This is a genomic window from Enterococcus sp. DIV0294 (assembly GCF_050558155.1).
Classification (GTDB): domain Bacteria; phylum Bacillota; class Bacilli; order Lactobacillales; family Enterococcaceae; genus Enterococcus; species Enterococcus faecalis.
Genome location: NZ_CP187889.1, coordinates 2527524 through 2547287 on the forward strand (window position 1 = coordinate 2527524; position 19764 = coordinate 2547287).

Below are 19764 nucleotides of genomic sequence, written 5' to 3' on the forward strand. Positions count from 1 at the left end.
AGACAGGAGCAGCTTCTTCTTATTGCTGAGAAACACTATTTGAAAAGCAAATAGATGTTAAACAGTACCTACTTGGTTCTTGAAGCTAAACCCTCCTGTCCCAACCTCTTGTCTTAATTACTCGTACTACTTTCACTAGTGGTGCTTTTTGAATCATTTGCTTTTGAATAATAAACTGTAACAGAGTCGCCTTTTTTGACTTTGCTGCCAGCGGATGGGCTAGTTCGTTCAACGACTTGGCCATCGCCAGAGCCAGATAATCCTTGTTCATTGATTTTAAGGCCAGCGTTATTGATGCTGTCTTCTGCAGCTTTTGGCGAATAACCTGAAATATCAGGAACAGTTACTGAGTCACTGCCTTTGCTGACATGTAAAGTAATCGTGTCATTTTTCGGATCAACAGCGGTACCAGAAGCTGGTTCTTGACTAATCACGGTATCTTTTTCAACTTTGTCGCTTTCTTCGTCCACTCGTTTAATTTGAGATTCTGGGATACCTAAAGCAATTAAGCGACTTACCGCATTATCGTAAGAAATTCCGCTATAATCAGAAAGTGTCACTTTGTCGCTACCTTTACTTACATATAACGTCACTTGGCCATTTTTAGGTGTCACGGTGCCCCCTGGTGCGGGGTCTTGCGTAATGACTAAACCTGGTTCTACCGTATCGCTTGCTTGGTCGACACGCGTAATTTGAGATTCAGAAATGCCTAATTGTGCCAATGCATTTACTGCATTTGTGTAAGAATAACCGGCGTAACTAGGCAAAGTAACCGCTTCTGGTCCTTCACTGACCGTTAAAGTGACGTTGTCTTTTTTCGGATCAACTTTTTTACCTGCAGCTGGTTTTTGTTTAATAATGCTATCCGTAGACACAGAATCACTGTATTCTTTTTTCGTTGTAATTTGGTCTTCTGAAAACCCTAGTTTTTTCAAGGCTTCGACAGCAGATTCATACGATTCGTTTGTATAATCGGCCATCTCAATTTTTTCTGTTCCAGAGCTGATGTATAAAGTAACAGATCGGCCTTTTTTCACAGATGATTTTGCTTCGGGGTCTGTTTTGACCACCTTGCCTTCTTCAATCGTATCGTCGGGAATTTTTTTGGTTTCACTATCGACTTTCAGCCCGGCACTTTTTAGCGCTTGTGAAGCGTCCGCTTTCGTTTCATTTGTAACATCAGGAACTTCAACGTCTTTACCGCCCGACATTGCAAAGGCTAAGCCACCTATTGCTAAAGCCATTAATGCCGCAATTGCTAAGCCAATCCACAATTTTTTGCGGTTTTTCTTCGGTGGTTGTTCAGCTAAAATGTCATCTGCGATATCTTCTGGGACTTCGACAGGCGTTGTCTCTTCCGGTTCAGCGATGTCTTCGGGAATCGGAGTTAATACTTTCGTTTCTCCTAATAAAGCCGTTGGTTCCCACGCAGGTTCGTTTAAACGACTGGCTGACAAGGACGTGTATAAGTCTTCTGCCATCTCATTCGCTGTTTTGTAGCGATCGCTTGGGTCTTTTGCGGTTGCATGACGAACCACATTTTCCAATGATTGAGGAATTCCTGGATCAAACATTTTGACAGAGGGAATTTCTTCTTGAAAATGTTTTAAGGCAATCGTTACGGCTGATTCACCATCAAAAGGTACATTCCCTGTTAGCATTTCATAGAGAATAATTCCCACAGCGTAAATATCTGATTGGTTGGTCGCCATGCTTCCGCGCGCTTGTTCTGGCGATAAGTAATGCACCGAACCTAACATTGTGTTCGTTTGCGTAATTGACGTTTCTGACAAGGCAATCGCAATCCCAAAGTCAGTAATTTTGACTGTGCCGTGTTCGTCAATCAGAATGTTTTGCGGTTTTAAATCCCGGTGAATAATTCTATGTTCATGTGCCATTGCGACAGCAGATAAAATTTGTTGCGTAATGTCCACAACTGTGGAATAAGGAATTGGGAAATGCGTTTGGATGTAACGTTTTAAGTCCATTCCTTTCACATATTCCATGACTAAATATTGTAGTCCATCTTCTTCGCCTACATCGTACACACTGACGATATTCGGGTGAACCAGCTCAGTTGCGGCTAGTGCTTCACGCTGAAAACGTCGGATGGCGGCTTGATCGTTTTGGAAGTCAAAGCGCAAGACTTTTACTGCAACGTCTCGGTCTAAAATTAAATCGTGTGCTAAATAGACGTTGGCCATGCCGCCGCTTCCGATGCTGCCAATAATGTGATATCGACCATTCAGCTTCTTGCCGATTTCTATCATTGGTTTTCCTCCTTCTGTTCGTCAAAGTGTATCACTAACACGGTAATGTTATCTAAACCACCCGCTTCATTTGCTTGGGCAACGAGTTGGCTTAATTTGGATTCTAAGGGATCTGACGTCTCTAAAATTTCTAAAATTTTTGTCTCAGGAACCATATTGGTTAAACCGTCCGAACATAACAGTAAATAGTCATTAGGCAGCCATTCATGATTGGTTACATCGACTTCGACAGTGCCAGGCATTCCCAAAGAACGTGTTAGGACATTTTTTCGTGGATGATTTGCAGCCATCTCACGAGTAATCTCCCCTGATTTTACTAGTTCATTCACTAAAGAATGATCTTCTGTTAATTGTAACATGTGTTGGTCACGAACTAAATAAGCACGACTGTCCCCCACATTTGCTAAGACAAATGAATCCGGTAAAAGGATGGCACCAACCACGGTTGTCCCCATTCCTAAATACTCTGGTTTCGATTGTCCGCGTTCATAAATTTTTTCATTTTCCTTTTGAATTGCTTGAATTAACCACTGCGCAGATTTTTCAGCTGAGTCGACAGACGCATTGGACCAACTCTCACCTAAATTATTGACTGCCATTTGGCTAGCGACATCACCTGCTTGGTGACCACCCATGCCATCTGCTAAAACAGCAAAGGTTATGTGTTGTTGGTTCTCAAAAACGTTGGCATAATCTTGGTTCGTATTTCTTTTGCGACCGACATCTGATTGAACGTTGATTTCCAAATTATTTCACCTCATTTGAACTAACTTTCCGCATACAGCAAATAAAGAAGCCATCTGTCATGTATTGATGGGGATACAGAACCAGTTCTTGCTCTTTTACTACTGCTTGGACATTTTCATTTGCAACAATTTCAATTTTTTCAAATTCAGGGTGTTTGGCTAAAAAGGCTGCCACCACTTCCTGATTTTCTTCTGGCATAATAGTACAAGTGCTATAGACCATTATACCCCATTGTTTTAGTGTTGGGGCAACACTTTCTAAGATTTCTAACTGAATTTTAGGTAAATTTTGAAAATCATTGGCCGTTTTATGGTATTTAATGTCTGGTTTACGGCGCATCAGCCCTAAGCCTGAACATGGCGCATCAACTAAAATCCGATCAAAGGTTTCTGCGGGAAATTCTTCGGCCACTTGTCGCGCATCAAGCTTTTCTGCTTGGACGACATCCGCCACATGGAGGCGTTGCGCATTTTCATTAATTAGCTTAATTTTGTGCGCATGAATATCTAAAGAGGTCACACGACCACCTGCTTCAGCCTCTAAAAAAGTTGCGATATGAGTCGTTTTACCACCAGGAGCCGCGCAGGCATCCAAGACACGATGATGCGGTTCAATTTGCATCGCTGGAGCCACGAGCATAGAGCTTTCATCTTGAATGGTTAAACAACCGTTAATAAACAGTTCACTACCAGCTAAGTAGCCTTTTTCAGCGACAACACCATAAGGGGAAAGTTGACTTTCCTTCGCGGCAATCCCTGTTTCTTGTAATTCTTCCAGCGCTTCTTCTCGTGAAATAAACCGTGTGTTTACTCGGCCACTCGCATGGCTTTTTTCAAATAATGACAAGCCTAACTGCCGTGTTTCTTCTTCGCCTAATTGGGCAAGTAATTTTTCTGTTAACCAACGTGGCATGCTAATTTCCGTTGCTAAACGATCAACTGGATCGCTAATTGCGGCCAAACTAGGTGCTCCATTTCGTTGGAACGCCCGCAGCACGCCATTCACGAATTTACCAATCCCAGGATTGCCACGACGTTTGCCAATTTCAACCGCTTCATTAATGACTGCATGATCGGGCACTTTATCTAAATAAAGTAATTGATATAACGATAAAATCAATAAATTTTTCACCCAATTATCGACTTTTTGCGGTTTCTTAACAAATGGTGTTAAGTAGTATTCCAACAATAATTTGCGACTAATTGTGCCGTAGACAAGTTCTGTAAACAAGCGGCCATCTTTCTCGCTTAGTTCTGATTTTGTCATCATTTCATTAAGTAAAAGATTGGAGTACGCCCCACCTTTATCCACACGTTCGATGGTTTCTAAAGCAACGTATCGAACAGAACGTTTTAATTTCTTGGGGATTTTTTCAGCCATTTTTGTTAGTCCACCTTATCTTTTTCTGCGACATTTTGACCAACGCCATTTAAAAATTCTTGAATCGTTAATTGACCTTTACCTGCTGGTTGCAGGCGATCAATTTGAAGGACTGTCCCTTCACCACAAGCAATCCATAGCGCTTTTTTACTACGTTGGATAATCGTTCCTGGGGCGCTGGTTGTTGTTTCAGTCAGTGGTGTCACTGCCCAAATTTTCCAGTTGGTCCCTTGATAGGTTGTGAACGCTGTTGGCCAAGGACGCATACCACGCACTTGGTTATCAATTGCCTCAGCAGTTTTTTGCCAGTCAATTCGTTCTTGTTCCCGGGTAATATTTGGTGAAAAAGTAGCCTCTTCTTCCACTTGTGGAATAGGCGTGATTTCGCCAGCAATTAGCTTAGGTAACGTCTCTAATAAAAGTTCTTTTCCTAGAATGCTTAATTTTTCAAACATGGTGCCTACATCGTCTTGTTTCGTAATCGGAATTGCACGTTGCGCTAAAATCGCGCCAGCATCCATTTTTTTCACCATTTCCATAATCGTGACGCCTGTTTCTTTTTCTCCTTCAATAATCGAGTAATGTACAGGTGCGCCGCCACGATATTTCGGTAAAAGTGAGGCATGGACATTAATCGCACCTAGTTTGGGCGCTTTTAAGATTTGCTCTGGTAAAAATTGCCCAAAGGCTGCTGTCACAATTAAATCTGGTGCTAAGTCAATCACTTTTTCCATTTCAGGAGAACCTGAAATTTTCTCTGGTTGTAAGACTAATAAGTTATGTTTTAAAGCTGCTTCTTTGACAGGCGTTGGGGTAATCACTTTTTTTCGGCCAACTGGTCGATCTGGTTGCGTGACAACCGCTTGAACGTCATAGCCTGCCTCGATTAAACTTTCTAAAATCGGAACAGAAAAGGCTGGTGTGCCCATAAATACAATTTTAGTCATCAAAATGTTCCTCCATATACGCTTCTAAATCTTCTGGTGCAATTTTCTCAATCATTTTGTCGATAAATAACTCGCCATTCAAATGATCAATTTCGTGTTGAAAAGCTCGAGCTAAATAGCCGTAAGCCGTAACTTCCATTTCTTCACCTTCACGGTCAAAATAACGGACAGTCACTTCATCTGCTCGTTCAACGGTTCCATATGTTTCTGGAATACTTAAACAGCCTTCCACATCAATACTGGTTCCCTTTTTTTCAATAATCACTGGATTAATTAGTTCAAAACGACCAGATTCTTCATCGATTTCAATCACTGCCATTTGCAAATTTTTACCAATTTGCGGGGCTGCTAATCCAATCCCATCATGGGCCAGCATTGTTTCATACATATCCTCTAGTAACTGCACAATTTCATCGGTAATAATCGTCACAGGTTGAGCCTTCATTTTTAAGTGTTCGTTCGGGTGAATCACAACTGGATAGCGCATAAGTGCTCCTTTCAAAGCTGTATTTTTTAAATAAAATTCATGGGTTCTGCATCAACGGAAAGCTTTAAACCACGAGCCGTTGCTCGTTGTGTATCGGTTAAAATTTCTTTCAATAATGGTTGAAGCATTGGTTCTTGTTTATACTTGATAATCACTTGATAAAAGTATCGATTATTGACACGCATAATTGCGTTAGGCGTTGGTCCCAACAAAATAGCTTGCGGCGATAAGCCTTGTTTTAATTTCGTCGCAATTTGAAACATTTGTTTCGCTGCTTCATTTTCTTCAGGATGGCTAGCCGTAATTTGGACCGTAAAATAGTACGGCGGATAATCCCCACGATGACGGATATACATTTCTTTTGTATAAAAATCTTCATAATCTTGGGCTTTTGCCAATTGTATCGCATAATGCTCGGGGTTAAAAGATTGAATGATGACTTCTCCCGGTTTTTCAGCACGACCAGCTCGGCCACTGACCTGTGTCAATAACTGGAAGGTCCGTTCACTGGAACGAAAATCGGGTAAATTCAAGGCGGTATCAGCATTTAAGACACCGACTAACGTCACATTTGGAAAGTCCAGTCCTTTGGCAATCATTTGTGTGCCTAATAAGATATCCGCTTGTCCTTCACCAAATGTTCGCAAAATTTTTTCATGCGCACCTTTGCGACGGGTCGTATCAACATCCATTCGGAGAATACGACTGTCTGGTAATAACGTTTGTAATTCTTCTTCTACTTTTTGTGTGCCTGTTCCGTAGTAGCGAATTTTATCTTGGCCACAGTTAGGACAGCGATAAGGAATCCGTTCTTCATGCCCACAATAATGACATTTCATTGTTTTACTATCCATATGCAAAGTCAAGGAAATATCACAATTCGGACACGGCAACACATAGCCACAATCGCGACACATCACAAATGACGAATAGCCACGGCGATTAAGTAGGAGAACACTTTGTTCGTTTTTCTCTAAGCGTTCTTGGAGTTTTTCTTGCAACGACATGGAAAAAGAAGAGACATTGCCATTTTCTACTTCTTGCCGCATATCCACTACATCAATCGTAGGCAAGGTTGCCGCTTGATTGGCACGCTGTGTTAATCGTAACCGCTGATAAACATTTTTTTGTGCGCGAGCGCGTGATTCCAAGGACGGCGTGGCACTACCTAAAACAACAGGGCAATGATGGTACTCCGAACGCCAAATCGCTAAATCTCTCGCGTGGTAGCGGGGGGTTTCTTCTTGTTTATAACTTGCCTCGTGTTCTTCATCAACAATGATCACGCCGATGTTTTCGATTGGTGCAAAAATGGCTGAACGCGCGCCAACCACCACTTCCGCTTCTCCTCGTTCAATCTTCCGCCACTCATCGTATTTTTCACCTTGCGATAAGCCACTGTGCATTACAGCAACATGTTCGCCAAAGCGACTTTTAAAGCGTTGCACCATTTGCGGAGTTAAAGAAATTTCAGGGACAAGCATAATGGCTGTTTTGCCTTGGTTAAGAACTTCTGCAATGACCTGTAGATAAACTTCTGTTTTCCCACTTCCTGTAATACCTTCCAATAAGTAGGTTTGGCTTTGCTGTTCTTGGACCGATTGTAAGATTGTTTCCACAGCCACCTGTTGTTCTGCATTCAAAGATAACGCAGTCGTTTTTTCAAACGTCTGATTAGCAAACGGATCACGATACGCTTCTTTTTCAATGAACGTTAACCAGCCGTTTTTGGCCGCTTCATTTAAAAGCGCGGTACTGAAACCTAATTCTTTCATTTCCTTCACAGCGGTGACTTTTTCAGTGCCTAAGCGTTGTAAATAGTAAAGAAGTTGCTCTTTCTTCTTAGCTCCCTTGCGTAAACCCAAACGAATTTCCTCTAATTGTTCAAATTCCTTAGCGGCTTGAATGAAGCGGACCATTTTGACTTTATTTCTCGTCGTAACTTCGTAGCGAATATCGACTTTTTGCTGTTTACGCAACGCCATTAGTTGAGGCAAAAGCCCACGTTCTTGCGCTTGGTCCCACGAAATTTCCTCTAAACCATAAAATAACTGATCTTGTAATTCTTCAGAAAGCTCATCCGTTAAATAAATATATTTTTGGTAATCGGCACGCATTACGCTAGGCAACATGGTTTGCAAACAAGTGATTTTAAAGGCAAACGTTTTTTCCTTCATATAATCAGCTAAAGCCAACATTTCTGTATTTAAGACAGGTTTTAAATCCAACACCGCCACTAGTTCTTTCAACTGAACATTGGTTTCGTCAAGAACCGTTGCAGCCACTGGTTCAATGGCTAGAACAAACCCTTGAACATGCCGATTACCGTTACCAAAAGGCACTTCTACACGCATGCCGACAGCCAATTGCTCATTTAAATTTTCAGGAACTAAATAAGTGAATGGTTGATCGGTTTGCATCGTTGGTACATCCACAATAACTTTGGCTACTTTTTGCATGGTGCGTCCTCCTTTTTATGTAAATTCTCTTTGCCTATTGTACTAAAGATTGACTGATTTGTCTTGTGTGTCTCGTTGTTGTTAAGCTTAGTTAATTTCTCCTTAAAATATAAAAAGCTAGCTTTCCTAAACAAATGATCTAAGAAAGTAGCTTTTAGTAATCCTCTTAAAATACTTTGAAACTTACACTGCTAACTAGTGTTAGCACTCTACATTTTTTTATGGTATAAACATTTTGAAAGAGAGATGTTGGTCCATCTCTCTAACTGTAGAATCATGACAGTAACTTAGTTTTTACTTAATTAAAAAGAAATAACCAGTTAACCGTTCAAAGTTTATGACTGGTTATTTCTTTTTGTCTTTTTTAGCAAAGTGACAACCAAACTAATCAACGCAATGGTATATAAACCAAAGTCGAAAATTAGTCCGATTACATCTAATGCGGACAAATACGGCTTTCCCCTTTCATAGATTTTAGTACTTATGCTCATAAGCACCACCAAAAGGGTCTCCAGTATGCTCCTACGATTCTCATTTCATTGCGATTCTCGTCGCAAAGCACATTTTCTTTTGCACTTGCCACCGTCATAACTTATCTACAAAAACAGTATACCACAAAAGTCATCCCACAACATTTGCAATCACAAAAAAACAAGCCTTTACTTGAAGAAAGCTTCAATCATAGACTTGTTTTTCATTCAATTAATTTTTTTCGTCACGTAAACGGTTTTCTAATTCTTTTTGTTCTTGTTCACGTTGGCGTTTGCGTTCTTCACGTTCAATGCGTAGACGTTCACGTTTTTCTTCAGGATTTGGATCACTGATCACTGTTCCTGCTTCGATTTCTTCTAACGCACGACCCACACTTTTTACAGAATCAAAGGATTCAACGGTTGGTTGAACGCCTTCATCTAATTCATGCGCACGTTTGCTTGCTAAAATAACCAAAGAATATTTTGAAGGGACTTCTTTTAATAATGAGTCAATTGACGGTTTTAACATCATAAGGCTACATCTCCTCTAACATTTTAATATATTTTCCAATTACACGGTCAACACGGAAGTGCACACTCGCGATAATGTCTTTAATTCGTTGCACGGCTAAAGGAACTTCATCATTCACTACCGCATAATCATACAGCGCCATCATTTCGATTTCTTCTCTGGCCACAGCCATTCGTTCTTCAATCACAGACATTTCGTCTGTTCCGCGGCCAATAATTCTTGATTTTAATTCCGCTAAATCGGGGGGTGTCAAAAAGATAAATACGCCATCAGGCACTTTGTCTTTGACTTGTTTAGCCCCTTGGACTTCGATTTCTAAAAAGACGTCTTTGCCTTCATCTAGCGTCTGGTTAACATACGTTAATGGTGTCCCATAATAGTTACCAACATATTCCGCATATTCCAACATTTCTCCAGCTTCAATCATCGCTTCAAATTCTTCTCTTGAACGGAAATAGTAATCTACTCCATCCACTTCGCCTTCTCGCTGTTTCCGAGTGGTCATTGAGATTGAATATTGAAAATCATTTTCTTCACTGTCGAAAATAGCCTTTCTTACAGTCCCTTTCCCCACTCCTGAAGGACCTGACAATACGATTAATAACCCGCGCTCTGACATAACGACTTCCTTTCAAAACATAATTTCACAGTATTAGTTCTATTTTGCACTTTTTTTCTGCAATTTTCAAGACTTTCTTGGAGATTCACTGAAAAAATAACATTTCTTCTTTAATTTGGCTTTCATAACTTGTTCTTTTTTTAAACAAATTACCTAGAATTCCTATACAGGCAGCCATTTTTTAAGTAAAATGAAGTGATGACTCCTTTAGGATGAAAAAACGTGAATAAGAAAGGACTGAGAAACATCGCACGAATTAAACCATTTACATTGTTTCTGCTAGGCTTAGTTGTCAGTTGTGGGGCCTTTTTTGCCCAACCTACTGTGACTCACGCAGAAGAAGATATTACCGCAATTGCTAAAAAAATGGGGACAACCCTGAAAGCGGATGGCATTCCCAAAGCAGCCATCGTTGTTGATGCTGATTCTGGAGAAATTCTCTGGTCGCAGCAACCAGATTTAGCGTGGAATCCTGCCAGTATTGCCAAAGTGATGACCATGTACTTGGCCTTTGAAGCAATGGAGCAAGGAAAATTTACAATGGATACGACTGTGACTGCTACGCAAAAAGATGTCGATATTTCTAAAATATATGCCATTAGTAATAACAAAATTACGTTAGGTGTTGCTTATCCAGTCCGTGAACTGTTAAAAATGATTGCTGTCCCCTCTTCTAATGTGGCGACTCTCATGTTGGCAAACTTAATTTCAGGGAACCAGCCTACTGACTTTGTTCATTTAATGAATCAAAAAGCGGCTGAATTAGGGATGACAAATACTACCTATTACAACTGCAGTGGGGCGCAAGCAAGTGCCTTTAACGGCCTGTATCAAATGCAAGGAATTGACCCAAATGGCGATAACGTCTCTACAGCTAGAGATTTAGCTTCACTAACCTATCATTTTCTGAAAAATTATCCAGAAATTTTAGAAATCACCAATAAACCAGTGGTGAAAACAATGGTCGGCACGCCTTACGAGGAAACGTTTGAAGCGTACAATTATTCTTTGCCAGGCGCTAAGTATGGTTATCAAGGCGTGGATGGTTTAAAAACAGGCTCTAGTCCAACAGGCGGTTTTAACTATATTGCGACTGTCAAACAAGGAGATTTCCGTTTAATTGAAGTCATTTTAGGCGTTGGTAATTGGCAAAACCAAGATGGTGAATACGAACGGCATGTGGCTGGGAATGCTTTGCTGGACTATGCCTATACGACATACGAACGCAAAAAACTTTTAGACAAAGGACCACAAACCATTGATCACAAAAAAGTCACTTTGGCTAACGATTTATACGGTGTCGTTCCCAAAGGCAGTCAGCCTACTTTTAAATTAGTAGCAGGGCAGGTGCAAGTCGACACGCCTTTGACATTGTTAAATAGTACTGTTCAAGCGCCGAAAGTGGCTTACCAAGAAGTTAAGCCAAAACAAACAACAGCTGAAGCTGCGGAAGAATCAAACGAACATTCTGGGGATACCACCGTTGCAGAACCGAATCATTTTATTCCCAAATCGATTGCCACAAGTGTTTTAGTCCTTTTCGGGCTGATTTTCTCAGTAATTACCCGTCAGCTTCAAAAACGTTTAGAACGTCAGAAAAAACACGGCAAAGAAAGCAGTAAAACTGCATCCATGCGGACAATCTTTTTAAGTGCCGCAGTTCTTTCTTTCCTATGCGCCGTTGGCTTGTTTCTTTTATTCTAATTAAAAAAAATACCACCAAGCGTGAAATGCTTGGTGGTATTTTTTATAAGCCCATATTAGAAAGCGTATTGACCACGTTCATCAATTCATCGCGACGACGAACTTGTTTGTCGACAGGACCGTCAACTTCTTTCACGTCAATGCGAACAACAAAGTGACGATTCAAAGTAACAAACGTGTCTTCGTTAATTTGGATATTTAATTCTGTTTCAGAATAGCTTGCACAAGCATCTTGCCAGACGTCAAATGGTTCTCTGTCTGAAGCGACTTCTGTTTTTACCACAGAACGACCACTTAATTCTTGAAAGGTTACATCATAAAATTTAGTCATTGCTTTCACCTCTGTCATTTATTCGTTACTTCTATATTATAGCGTTTTCTGGAAAAACACGAAACCATTTTCTCTATTCGACATTTTGAATTTGTTCACGAATCTTTTCTAAGGTTGTTTTCATTTGAACGACACTATTTTTTATTTCAATTGGACTTGATTTCGAACCAATCGTATTGACTTCACGGTTCATTTCTTGAATTAAGAAATCTAGTTCTCGGCCCACTGGTTCTGTTTCGTCAAGCAACTGATGCAACTTATCAATATGGATATCCAAACGATCCAATTCTTCATGAATATCGCCTTTTTCCAATAAAATGGCCATTTCTGTTAATAAGCGTGTTTCATCCACTTGGCTACCTAACCATTCGTTTAATTTCGCTTCAAAACGTTGACGGTATTCTTGTTCAAAAACGCCCACAAACGCTTGCAGTTCTTGAATTGATTGGGTCAACACTGCTACATAGTCAAGCAGGACTTGTTTAATTTGCGTTCCTTCTTGCACACGGCTTTGGTCAAGACTAGCGATGGCTGCTTCAAATGCTTGAACAAGAAATGGTTCAAATGTCTGATCAACAATTTCTGCTTCCACTATTTCGACAAAATCATTTTGCTTTAATAAATGGTTGACCGTGTCCCCTGCATCAAACGTTGCTTCCGGATAGTTTTCCTTTAAATGTTGATCTACCGAAGTTAATAATTGATCAATTAAGTCCCACTGCACGCGCACTTCTTTTTGATTGTTGCCGATTTTTTGGAGATTTACATAGACTTCCACACGCCCACGTTTTAACGTGCGTTTGATTACTTGCCGAATCACCAGTTCATAGGCATTCAGTTCCTTGGGCATACGCAATTGAATATCTAAAAACCGCTGGTTGACACTTTTGACTTCGATATCCAATTGATAATTTTCATTTTGAATGGTCTTTTTTCCAAATCCAGTCATACTTTTCATTGACAGGGTGCTCCTTTTACATGGATTTAATTGTTTTGCTTAATTCAGCAAATTCTTCGTTAGTTAAGGTGATGCCTTTACCCATTTTTTCGTGATCAGGAGCCCACTCACGCAAATCAAATTTTGGTGGACGACCATTCCAACTAATTAAATTCAATTCTTTACGCCAGCCACGAGCATTCTCAGATAACACAGCGACTTCTTCTAAAATTTCATATGAAAATTCTTCTTTCATAACATTCACTCCTTGTTAGTATTCCTTAGGTTATTGTACCATCTTTTCCTCGACACTTAAAATACACATCTCTTTTCTATCACCCTGTCTATATAAACATACGCAACTTTTTCAAAAAATCAGTAAAAAAAGCGACAACTGCTCGTTTCAATCGTGTCAGTCACCGCTTCTCTGTCTATTCTTTTTCTGTATAAAGATCCACTACTTCAAAACTTTGGCAAACTAACAGCATATCGGGATAAAATTGTAACTGATAGGGGGCCAGTTCTTCTTTAAAGAACCGCGCATGCTCTTCATACCAATAATCCAACGTCAAATCTCCTTCACCTTCCGCTTGTGCAAAAGATTCTGAGACCTTATTCATGGGCATAATTTCAACTTTGGTTGTTCGAATAATAGCCAGCGGTTGAGACTGACCATCTAAAATTATGTCGTATTGACCAGCTTTAGGGAGTTGTTCTTCTTCCATCTTATAAATATCTAAAGAAGAACATGTCGCTGTCTTACGACCAGAAACAACCAATTGACCCAAACGATTACCCATCTCAGAAGAGCCATCACCAAACATCCACACATCGGGCATCAACATATCTAATTCATGTTTATCTAAAAAGTTTTGCCAGAACACTTCTACATTTTTTAACATCCTTTGCTCTCCTTTTTATTTTTACTTCACGCAACCTTCTTTCACTAATTATACATAACTGATTGCTTTTCTCCTATACTATTTTTACAAAATGAAAACTAAAATAATGTCAGTAACATTTGGACAGAAAAAAAAGAGAGCGTGGGACAAAAATCACTTTGGATTTTTGCTCCACGCTCAAAAACTTATAAACGGCGGGAACAGAAGCAAATCCTTCGGAAATAAGCCGAAATTCTCCAAAAATTACAGAACAATTTTCGGAAATTCCTTCTTATTTCTCGGAGTTAAACGCTTCTGTCCCGACCCCATCTTTTTATTTTGCTTGTCGTTCTTTGATTTTCGTGAGTAAAGATTGAACATGCTGGCGTGCCGAAGCTTCATCTTCTTGAAGCATCTTTTCTGATAAAATAAAGGAACCGCCCACTGCTAATACTTCTTTGGCTTCCACATACTCTATAAAGTTTGTTTCATCAATCCCACCAGTTGGTAAAAATTGAACATCATAAAACGGGCCACTTAAACTTTTGATGGCTTTTAACCCGCCGTAAATATCGGCTGGGAAAAATTTAACCACTCGTAAGCCATACGCCAGCGCTCGCTGAATCTCCCCAGGCGTAGCTGTTCCTGGAAAAATAGGCACCTCATTTGCCAGACAAAAATCAATGACTTCTGGAACAATCGCTGGGGAAACAATGAACTGTGCACCGTTCGCTACTGCCTCTTGGGCTTCTTTCAAGGTTCTAACAGTTCCTGCGCCTACTATTAAATTCCCTGAAGCAGCAAGTTGTTTGATGGCAGGCAAGGCCAGCTGACTCCGAAAAGTGACTTCAATAAACGGTAATTCGTTTTCTACTAAGACTGATTCTACTTGTGGCAAATAGCGTAAATCTGTTGCAGTGTATAGTGGTAAAAGTTTACATGTCGCTAATTGTTGATACAGTTGATTTTTTTCAACTTTTGTTTCCATTCTGTCACTTCCTATTTTGTTTGGCTTTGGTTGCTTCGTACAGTCCTTGAATATAGGTCAACCCCATTGCTCGATCATATAAACCATAACCAGGCATCGCTTTTTCATCCCAAATTGCCCGCCCATGGTCAGGGCGAATAACGCCTTCATACCCTACGTCTACCAGTGCTTGCATTAATTCCGCCATATCTAACGAACCAGCGACACTCGGATGCGCCGTTTCTTCAAAACGATGCTCACCTAAATACTTCACATTGCGGAAATGAACAAAATTAATTCTGTGACCTATTTCACGAATCATAGTAGGCAAATCATTCGTCGGGTCCGCACCGAGGGAACCTGTACAAAATGTAATCCCATTTGCTGGTGAGTCCACCAAGGAAAGGATCCGTTTTAAATCCGCTAAATTTTTAGTGATTCTTGGCAAACCAAAAATTTCCCAAGGTGGATCATCGGGGTGAATCCCCATTTTGATATTTTCTTCTTCACAGACAGGAATCACACGTTCTAAAAAGTAGCGCAAATTTTCGACCAAATCTTCTTCTGTTACGCCGGCATACATGGCTTTCAATTCTTGAAATTGTTGCAAACGCTCCTCTTCCCAACCTGGTAACCGGAATCCTTTTGACTGACTGTGAATTAATTGATACATGTCTTCTGGCTGCATGTTCTCTACCACAGCTTGATCAAATAACAACGATAAGCTGCCATCTTCATTCTCATACGCCAAGTCCGTTTTAGCCCAACCAAAAATAGGTTTGAAACTGTAGCACACTAAGGAAATTCCGCATTTCCCCAAGTTACGTAACGTTTGGCGATAATTATCAATATAGTGGTCTCGTTGATCCGTTCCCGCTTTAATGGCATCATGAATAGCGACACTTTCAATTCCTAAAAGTGCTAATCCTTCTTGTTCCACCGATTGTTTAAGTGCCTGAATTTCGGCTACTGTCCAAACATCACCTGGTAGTTTATTTAACAAGGTACCGACAACGCCAGTAATTCCTGGAATCTGTCGAATGTGTTTTAACGGAATGGCATCGCCTGCCGCTCCGTACCATCTAAATCCCCATTTCATTGCTTTCACCCTTTACTACATTCTTAAAAATCATCGTCCTCATCCTCTTCATCCTCAAAGGAAGTCATAGAAATATCCCATGCTTGCACACTTTCTTTGCCTTGCGCAACAATCGCTTGCGCCGCTTCAGCAATCGGTGTGCCCAATAATTGATGGTTTATCGCTTCTAAGACCATTGGTAGGTTGGTACCACTCACCACAAAGATTTTCTTTTGTAGTGCTGGTTCGAGTTCGTTAATCACCAAAACTGCCTGATTGTAAGGACTCGCACTTAATAAGTCAACCATGACCAACACGCCATCCCCTTGTTGGACGTTCTCAATCGCTGTTTTAATTTGCCCGCCTAGTGCTTGGACATCGTCTCCACTATTTAGATTAACGGTTTCGATATTTTCGGTTGCGCCCATAATCACGGTAGCTGCGTCTTTCGCACCGTCACTTAGTGCACCGTGTGTAGCAATCACAATCCCTAACATAAAAGTTCCTCCTTCAATTCAGTGGCTTGAGTCATTATTTCAAACAGTCATGCAATGACTCAAGCGACTGACCTTTTTTATAAATTAAATTTGCCTAAAACCTCTTTTAAACTAGTTTTTGGTGCAGAAGGCGTTGCTTGGAAATAAATATCTTCTACGCCATACACCTCATGTAGTTCTTTTAATTTTTCGGCATCTTCTTTGTTTAAATAAACTGATTTGGTTACTAATAAATCTTTTTCTGGATTTTTCTGTGCGATACCGCCGATGTTTAACTCCTTCATAGGGACTCCGTGTTTTACTAAGTCATAAATTACAGAGACGGTTTTAGCGATTAAAATACAGTTGTACTCTTTGAATTGGTATTCATCCCAATAAAATTTGGCTTTTTCCGGCGTAATGACAATGGTTTTTTGTCCTGTCCGACTGCCTGCACTTTTGTATAAATCACGCATAAATTTATCCTTTGCCACCACTTCATCGACAACGAAAATGGAATTAACGCCACTTTTTTGGGACAAGGTCACCATCACTTGTCCATGAATTAATCGTTCATCTACTCTTGCTAAATTTACTACGCCCATCTGATTCACGTCCTTTTCTTTTTATAAAATACCGACTGTTGCTAAGACAATTAAAATACCTGTTAACCACAATAATGCTTGCGTAACTTTCAAGCCTTTTTTCGTATAGAACCAATACACGCCCATTACGACAGCTAGCGGCAAGAGTCCTGGGACAATCTGATCAAGGATATCTTGGACCACAAACTCACGGCCAGAAAGTTTAAATTGAAGGGTTGAAGAAACCTTGACATAATTACCAGCTAAAATCCCCATCATGAACAACCCTAAAACAGATAACATTTCAATGGCTTTTTGAATCCCAGCACTTTGCATTAAACCTGTGGCATTCCGCCCCATTTTGAAGGATTGTCTCGCAAAGAACACGCCTAACAGTACTTGATAAAGGGCAAACGCCACAAATGGGAAAATCGCACCTAATGCGCTACCTTGTTGCGCCCACGGCACCGCAATCGCAATAAAAATATATTGAACCGTGCCTGAGTCAATCGCATCACCAATCCCAGCTAACGCGCCCATCAATCCAGCTTTGGTGTTATACATTAAATCATCTTGCATCATGATTTCGCGGCCTTCATGTTCTTCTTTGGCCCGCTCTTGTTCCATGGAAGCCATCAACCCAGTAATGACCCCGCCGCCCCAACTTAATTGCGTATTGAAAAACAGCAGTTGACGCATATAAGCGGCTTTTAATTGTTCATCGTCTTTATATAATTTCTTTAAAAGTGGCATCATTGCGTACAATAACGAAGGCGCCAAGTAACGTTCAAAGGAATGGGGAATTTCATTGGCAAAATGCCAACGGAGATAGGCTTTTGTAACATCTTTATTGGTAATTTCTTCTGGTGCTAAATTCGTTGTTTTCGGCACGACTTTTTCTGTTGTTTCCGTCATTTCAGTTCCTCCTTTTTCTTTTAAAACCCGTCATCGTAATCGTCATCATCATCAAAATCAGTGGTGGCACTGGCGGAACCAGCACTTTCTGCTACAGGTTTGCCTTTTTGGACTTGCACAAAAATTAACGCAATAATTACGCCAAAGATGGCATACGTTACCATGGTAATTTCCAATGACTTAAAGACGATACTCATGAAGTATGCAAGGAAAAAGAAAACCAAGAAATCTTTTCGACCAATGACATAGACCGTTGTCGCAATCCCAATTGCGGCTAAACCACCACCGACTACTTCTAACACGTGAATCACAACGGTTCCTTCTAATGCTTTAATAATATCGGCAATGACTGGTGCCCCTAGATAAAGAGCAAAAAAGACTAATGGAACGAATAAAATAAATGAGGCAATCGTTGGATACCAGATAATTGAGCGGGCAATTTTTTTAGAATTTAGTTCAGCCACCGCACGATCGGTATACTTCCCTAAAAACGTGTTAATAAAGAAACGGAATTGATATAAATAACTTCCTAAAAGACCGACAGGAACCGCTACGGCAATAGCCGCTTCCGGCTTCAAATTCCCTAGCAACGCAACTGGCACAGCAATCGCTGCCGCAATTGATGGTTCTGCTGGCATAGAGCCACCTGGTGAAAAAACACCCATGTAAATCATTTGTAATGCTGCGGTGACGATCATCGCTTTCGGGACATCGCCCATCACTAAACCTGCTACTAACCCTGTCATTAAGGGCGAGAAACGCAACGTTAACGTTGCTCCTCCTCCAAGCCATCTGGACATAATTGCTGCCACCCAAAGCGCCATTATCAAACTTTGTAAAACACTTAACGTTTCCATAGTTCCTCCTTCTTATCCTTGGTTTTGGATATACTTTTCTAGCTCTTCAATCCCTTGACGTAAACGTTCTTCCGAAATCTCAATAGGAATTAAATGAACCTTTTCTTTTGAATCAATAAATTGAACCATTGCATCGAGTACTGCTTCTTCTGGGTAAAGGCCCATTTGTCGTAACGACATGGGCAAGTTTAGCTCTTGATAAAAAGGGATTAATGCGTCTATGATGGCCCACCTTTTTTCCAATGCTAATTGATAGAAGATGCCGTAAGCTACTTTTTCGCCATGTAAATAGTCATGACTTTTTGGTAAAAATTTACTCATAGCATCATGCATGGCGTGTGCTGCTGCATTGCGGGCGTATTTGTCGCCGAAGCCGCCGACTAATCCAGAAACAGCGAAAACAATTTCTGAAAGATGGACAAATTCAGGCGTGAGTTTGCCCTCATCCATCGCTGCTAAGGCTGCTTTTGAGTCCCGCATAATCGCTTCTTGCGAAAGCTTGGCGGTCGCTCCCGCTAATTGTAAAAAGGGTTCCCCTTGCAAATGGGCTTGGCGTAAAATGGTCTCTGATTCATACCATTTCGCTAACGTATCAGCTAAACCAGCGACAAAATAATCACGGGGCGCATCAAGAAGCAACTTAGGATCAGTGATTAAAAACGCAGCTTGGCGAAAGAAATGTTCCGTTTTGCCTTCGGCCGCGCCATTTTCTTGATACATCACAGCTAACGGTGTCCACGGCGCACAGTTACTAGCCAAAGTGGGGACCAAGCCAAAATTCAGATTGTTTAAATGGGCGCTGTAGCCCACTAAATCGGCTAACTTACCGCCGCCGACTCCCAGAAGAAAGTCAATCTGGTGTTCCTTTATTTGCTGTGAAATTTGTTCGGCGCCAAAATAACTACATTCTCCTGTGTAAGTGTGATAGAAGAATTGATACTCTGAATCTGCCAAGAATGGTAAAAATGGCTGAGCTTTTTCAAAGGATACGGTGCCATGCACCACCAAAATTCGTTGGGCGTGATATTCCTTGAAAAGTGACGGCACCGAAGCTAAGGCGCCTTCGTGGTAACGATAAAATTGCGGTCCAACTTTCACTTTTAAATCAGTTAACATGCTC

Annotated in this window: 21 protein-coding genes; 1 reads left to right on the top strand and 20 read right to left on the bottom strand. The window is 40.7% G+C overall.

The genetic code is table 11. The features are described from left to right. Positions 1 to 113: 113 nt before the first annotated feature. The 9 genes from ireK to gmk all read right to left on the bottom strand — a co-directional run bounded on the left by ireK (position 114) and on the right by gmk (position 9914). The gene (ireK, locus tag IGJ20_RS12265; RefSeq protein ID WP_126254752.1) at positions 114 to 2270 is read right to left on the bottom strand and encodes a serine/threonine protein kinase IreK; all 2157 of its coding nucleotides are present in this window, start codon (positions 2268 to 2270) and stop codon (positions 114 to 116) included. Beyond that, a complete protein-coding gene (locus IGJ20_RS12270) occupies positions 2267 to 3016 on the bottom strand; it encodes a Stp1/IreP family PP2C-type Ser/Thr phosphatase (protein ID WP_002354922.1) in 750 nt (249 codons plus the stop codon). Before IGJ20_RS12270 ends, ireK begins: the two co-directional genes overlap by 4 nt. Position 3017: 1 nt before the next feature. After that, the gene (gene rsmB / locus IGJ20_RS12275; protein ID WP_126254751.1) at positions 3018 to 4397 is read right to left on the bottom strand and encodes a 16S rRNA (cytosine(967)-C(5))-methyltransferase RsmB; all 1380 of its coding nucleotides are present in this window, start codon (positions 4395 to 4397) and stop codon (positions 3018 to 3020) included. 5 nt (positions 4398 to 4402) lie between these two features. Next, entirely contained in the window at positions 4403 to 5344 is a 942-nt protein-coding gene (gene fmt, locus IGJ20_RS12280; protein WP_002378815.1) for a methionyl-tRNA formyltransferase, read from the bottom strand. After that, entirely contained in the window at positions 5337 to 5831 is a 495-nt protein-coding gene (gene def / locus IGJ20_RS12285; protein WP_002371656.1) for a peptide deformylase, read from the bottom strand. The genes fmt and def overlap by 8 nt, the downstream gene beginning before the upstream one ends. Before the next feature lie 26 nt (positions 5832 to 5857). After that, positions 5858 to 8290 carry a primosomal protein N' gene (gene priA / locus IGJ20_RS12290; protein WP_126254750.1) on the bottom strand — a complete coding sequence of 811 codons (2433 nt, stop codon included), beginning with the start codon at positions 8288 to 8290 and terminating at the stop codon, positions 5858 to 5860. Between the two features lie 335 nt (positions 8291 to 8625). Next, a complete protein-coding gene (locus IGJ20_RS12295) occupies positions 8626 to 8781 on the bottom strand; it encodes a putative holin-like toxin (protein ID WP_074653361.1) in 156 nt (51 codons plus the stop codon). A gap of 211 nt (positions 8782 to 8992) precedes the next feature. Further along, the gene (gene rpoZ, locus IGJ20_RS12300; protein ID WP_002354916.1) at positions 8993 to 9295 is read right to left on the bottom strand and encodes a DNA-directed RNA polymerase subunit omega; all 303 of its coding nucleotides are present in this window, start codon (positions 9293 to 9295) and stop codon (positions 8993 to 8995) included. 4 nt (positions 9296 to 9299) lie between these two features. Then, positions 9300 to 9914 carry a guanylate kinase gene (gene gmk, locus IGJ20_RS12305; protein ID WP_430605242.1) on the bottom strand — a complete coding sequence of 205 codons (615 nt, stop codon included), beginning with the start codon at positions 9912 to 9914 and terminating at the stop codon, positions 9300 to 9302. Between the two features lie 222 nt (positions 9915 to 10136). Between gmk and IGJ20_RS12310 the strand changes: the two genes are divergently transcribed. Then, a complete protein-coding gene (locus IGJ20_RS12310; RefSeq protein WP_002386255.1) occupies positions 10137 to 11618 on the top strand; it encodes a DUF1958 domain-containing protein in 1482 nt (493 codons plus the stop codon). A gap of 43 nt (positions 11619 to 11661) precedes the next feature. On the opposite strand, the gene IGJ20_RS12315 is transcribed toward IGJ20_RS12310, so the two are convergent. The 11 genes from IGJ20_RS12315 to IGJ20_RS12365 all read right to left on the bottom strand — a co-directional run bounded on the left by IGJ20_RS12315 (position 11662) and on the right by IGJ20_RS12365 (position 19760). Continuing rightward, positions 11662 to 11967: a hypothetical protein gene (locus tag IGJ20_RS12315; RefSeq protein WP_002383233.1), complete on the bottom strand. Its 306-nt coding sequence runs from the start codon at positions 11965 to 11967 to the stop codon at positions 11662 to 11664. 55 nt (positions 11968 to 12022) lie between these two features. Beyond that, entirely contained in the window at positions 12023 to 12907 is an 885-nt protein-coding gene (locus IGJ20_RS12320) for a YicC/YloC family endoribonuclease (protein ID WP_002365374.1), read from the bottom strand. A 16-nt stretch (positions 12908 to 12923) separates the two neighbouring features. Then, complete coding sequence (locus IGJ20_RS12325) at positions 12924 to 13142, bottom strand: YdbC family protein (RefSeq protein ID WP_002381076.1); 219 nt, start codon at positions 13140 to 13142, stop codon at positions 12924 to 12926. Between the two features lie 175 nt (positions 13143 to 13317). Continuing rightward, entirely contained in the window at positions 13318 to 13788 is a 471-nt protein-coding gene (locus tag IGJ20_RS12330; RefSeq protein WP_002354908.1) for an ASCH domain-containing protein, read from the bottom strand. Positions 13789 to 14101: 313 nt separating this feature from the next. Beyond that, the gene (locus tag IGJ20_RS12335) at positions 14102 to 14755 is read right to left on the bottom strand and encodes a bifunctional 4-hydroxy-2-oxoglutarate aldolase/2-dehydro-3-deoxy-phosphogluconate aldolase (protein ID WP_002354907.1); all 654 of its coding nucleotides are present in this window, start codon (positions 14753 to 14755) and stop codon (positions 14102 to 14104) included. A 4-nt stretch (positions 14756 to 14759) separates the two neighbouring features. Further along, positions 14760 to 15833: a mannonate dehydratase gene (uxuA, locus tag IGJ20_RS12340; protein ID WP_002388613.1), complete on the bottom strand. Its 1074-nt coding sequence runs from the start codon at positions 15831 to 15833 to the stop codon at positions 14760 to 14762. A 23-nt stretch (positions 15834 to 15856) separates the two neighbouring features. Continuing rightward, the gene (locus IGJ20_RS12345; protein WP_002354905.1) at positions 15857 to 16309 is read right to left on the bottom strand and encodes a PTS sugar transporter subunit IIA; all 453 of its coding nucleotides are present in this window, start codon (positions 16307 to 16309) and stop codon (positions 15857 to 15859) included. A gap of 77 nt (positions 16310 to 16386) precedes the next feature. Next, the gene (locus IGJ20_RS12350) at positions 16387 to 16893 is read right to left on the bottom strand and encodes a PTS system mannose/fructose/N-acetylgalactosamine-transporter subunit IIB (RefSeq protein WP_002354904.1); all 507 of its coding nucleotides are present in this window, start codon (positions 16891 to 16893) and stop codon (positions 16387 to 16389) included. Positions 16894 to 16914: 21 nt separating this feature from the next. After that, positions 16915 to 17787, bottom strand: coding sequence for a PTS system mannose/fructose/sorbose family transporter subunit IID (locus IGJ20_RS12355; protein ID WP_002354903.1), 873 nt, complete (start codon positions 17785 to 17787; stop codon positions 16915 to 16917). 20 nt (positions 17788 to 17807) lie between these two features. After that, entirely contained in the window at positions 17808 to 18644 is an 837-nt protein-coding gene (locus IGJ20_RS12360) for a PTS mannose/fructose/sorbose/N-acetylgalactosamine transporter subunit IIC (protein WP_002354902.1), read from the bottom strand. Between the two features lie 12 nt (positions 18645 to 18656). Continuing rightward, positions 18657 to 19760 (bottom strand): iron-containing alcohol dehydrogenase family protein, encoded by a 1104-nt coding sequence (locus tag IGJ20_RS12365; protein ID WP_002401114.1) that lies wholly within the window; start codon positions 19758 to 19760, stop codon positions 18657 to 18659. Positions 19761 to 19764: the final 4 nt, after the last annotated feature.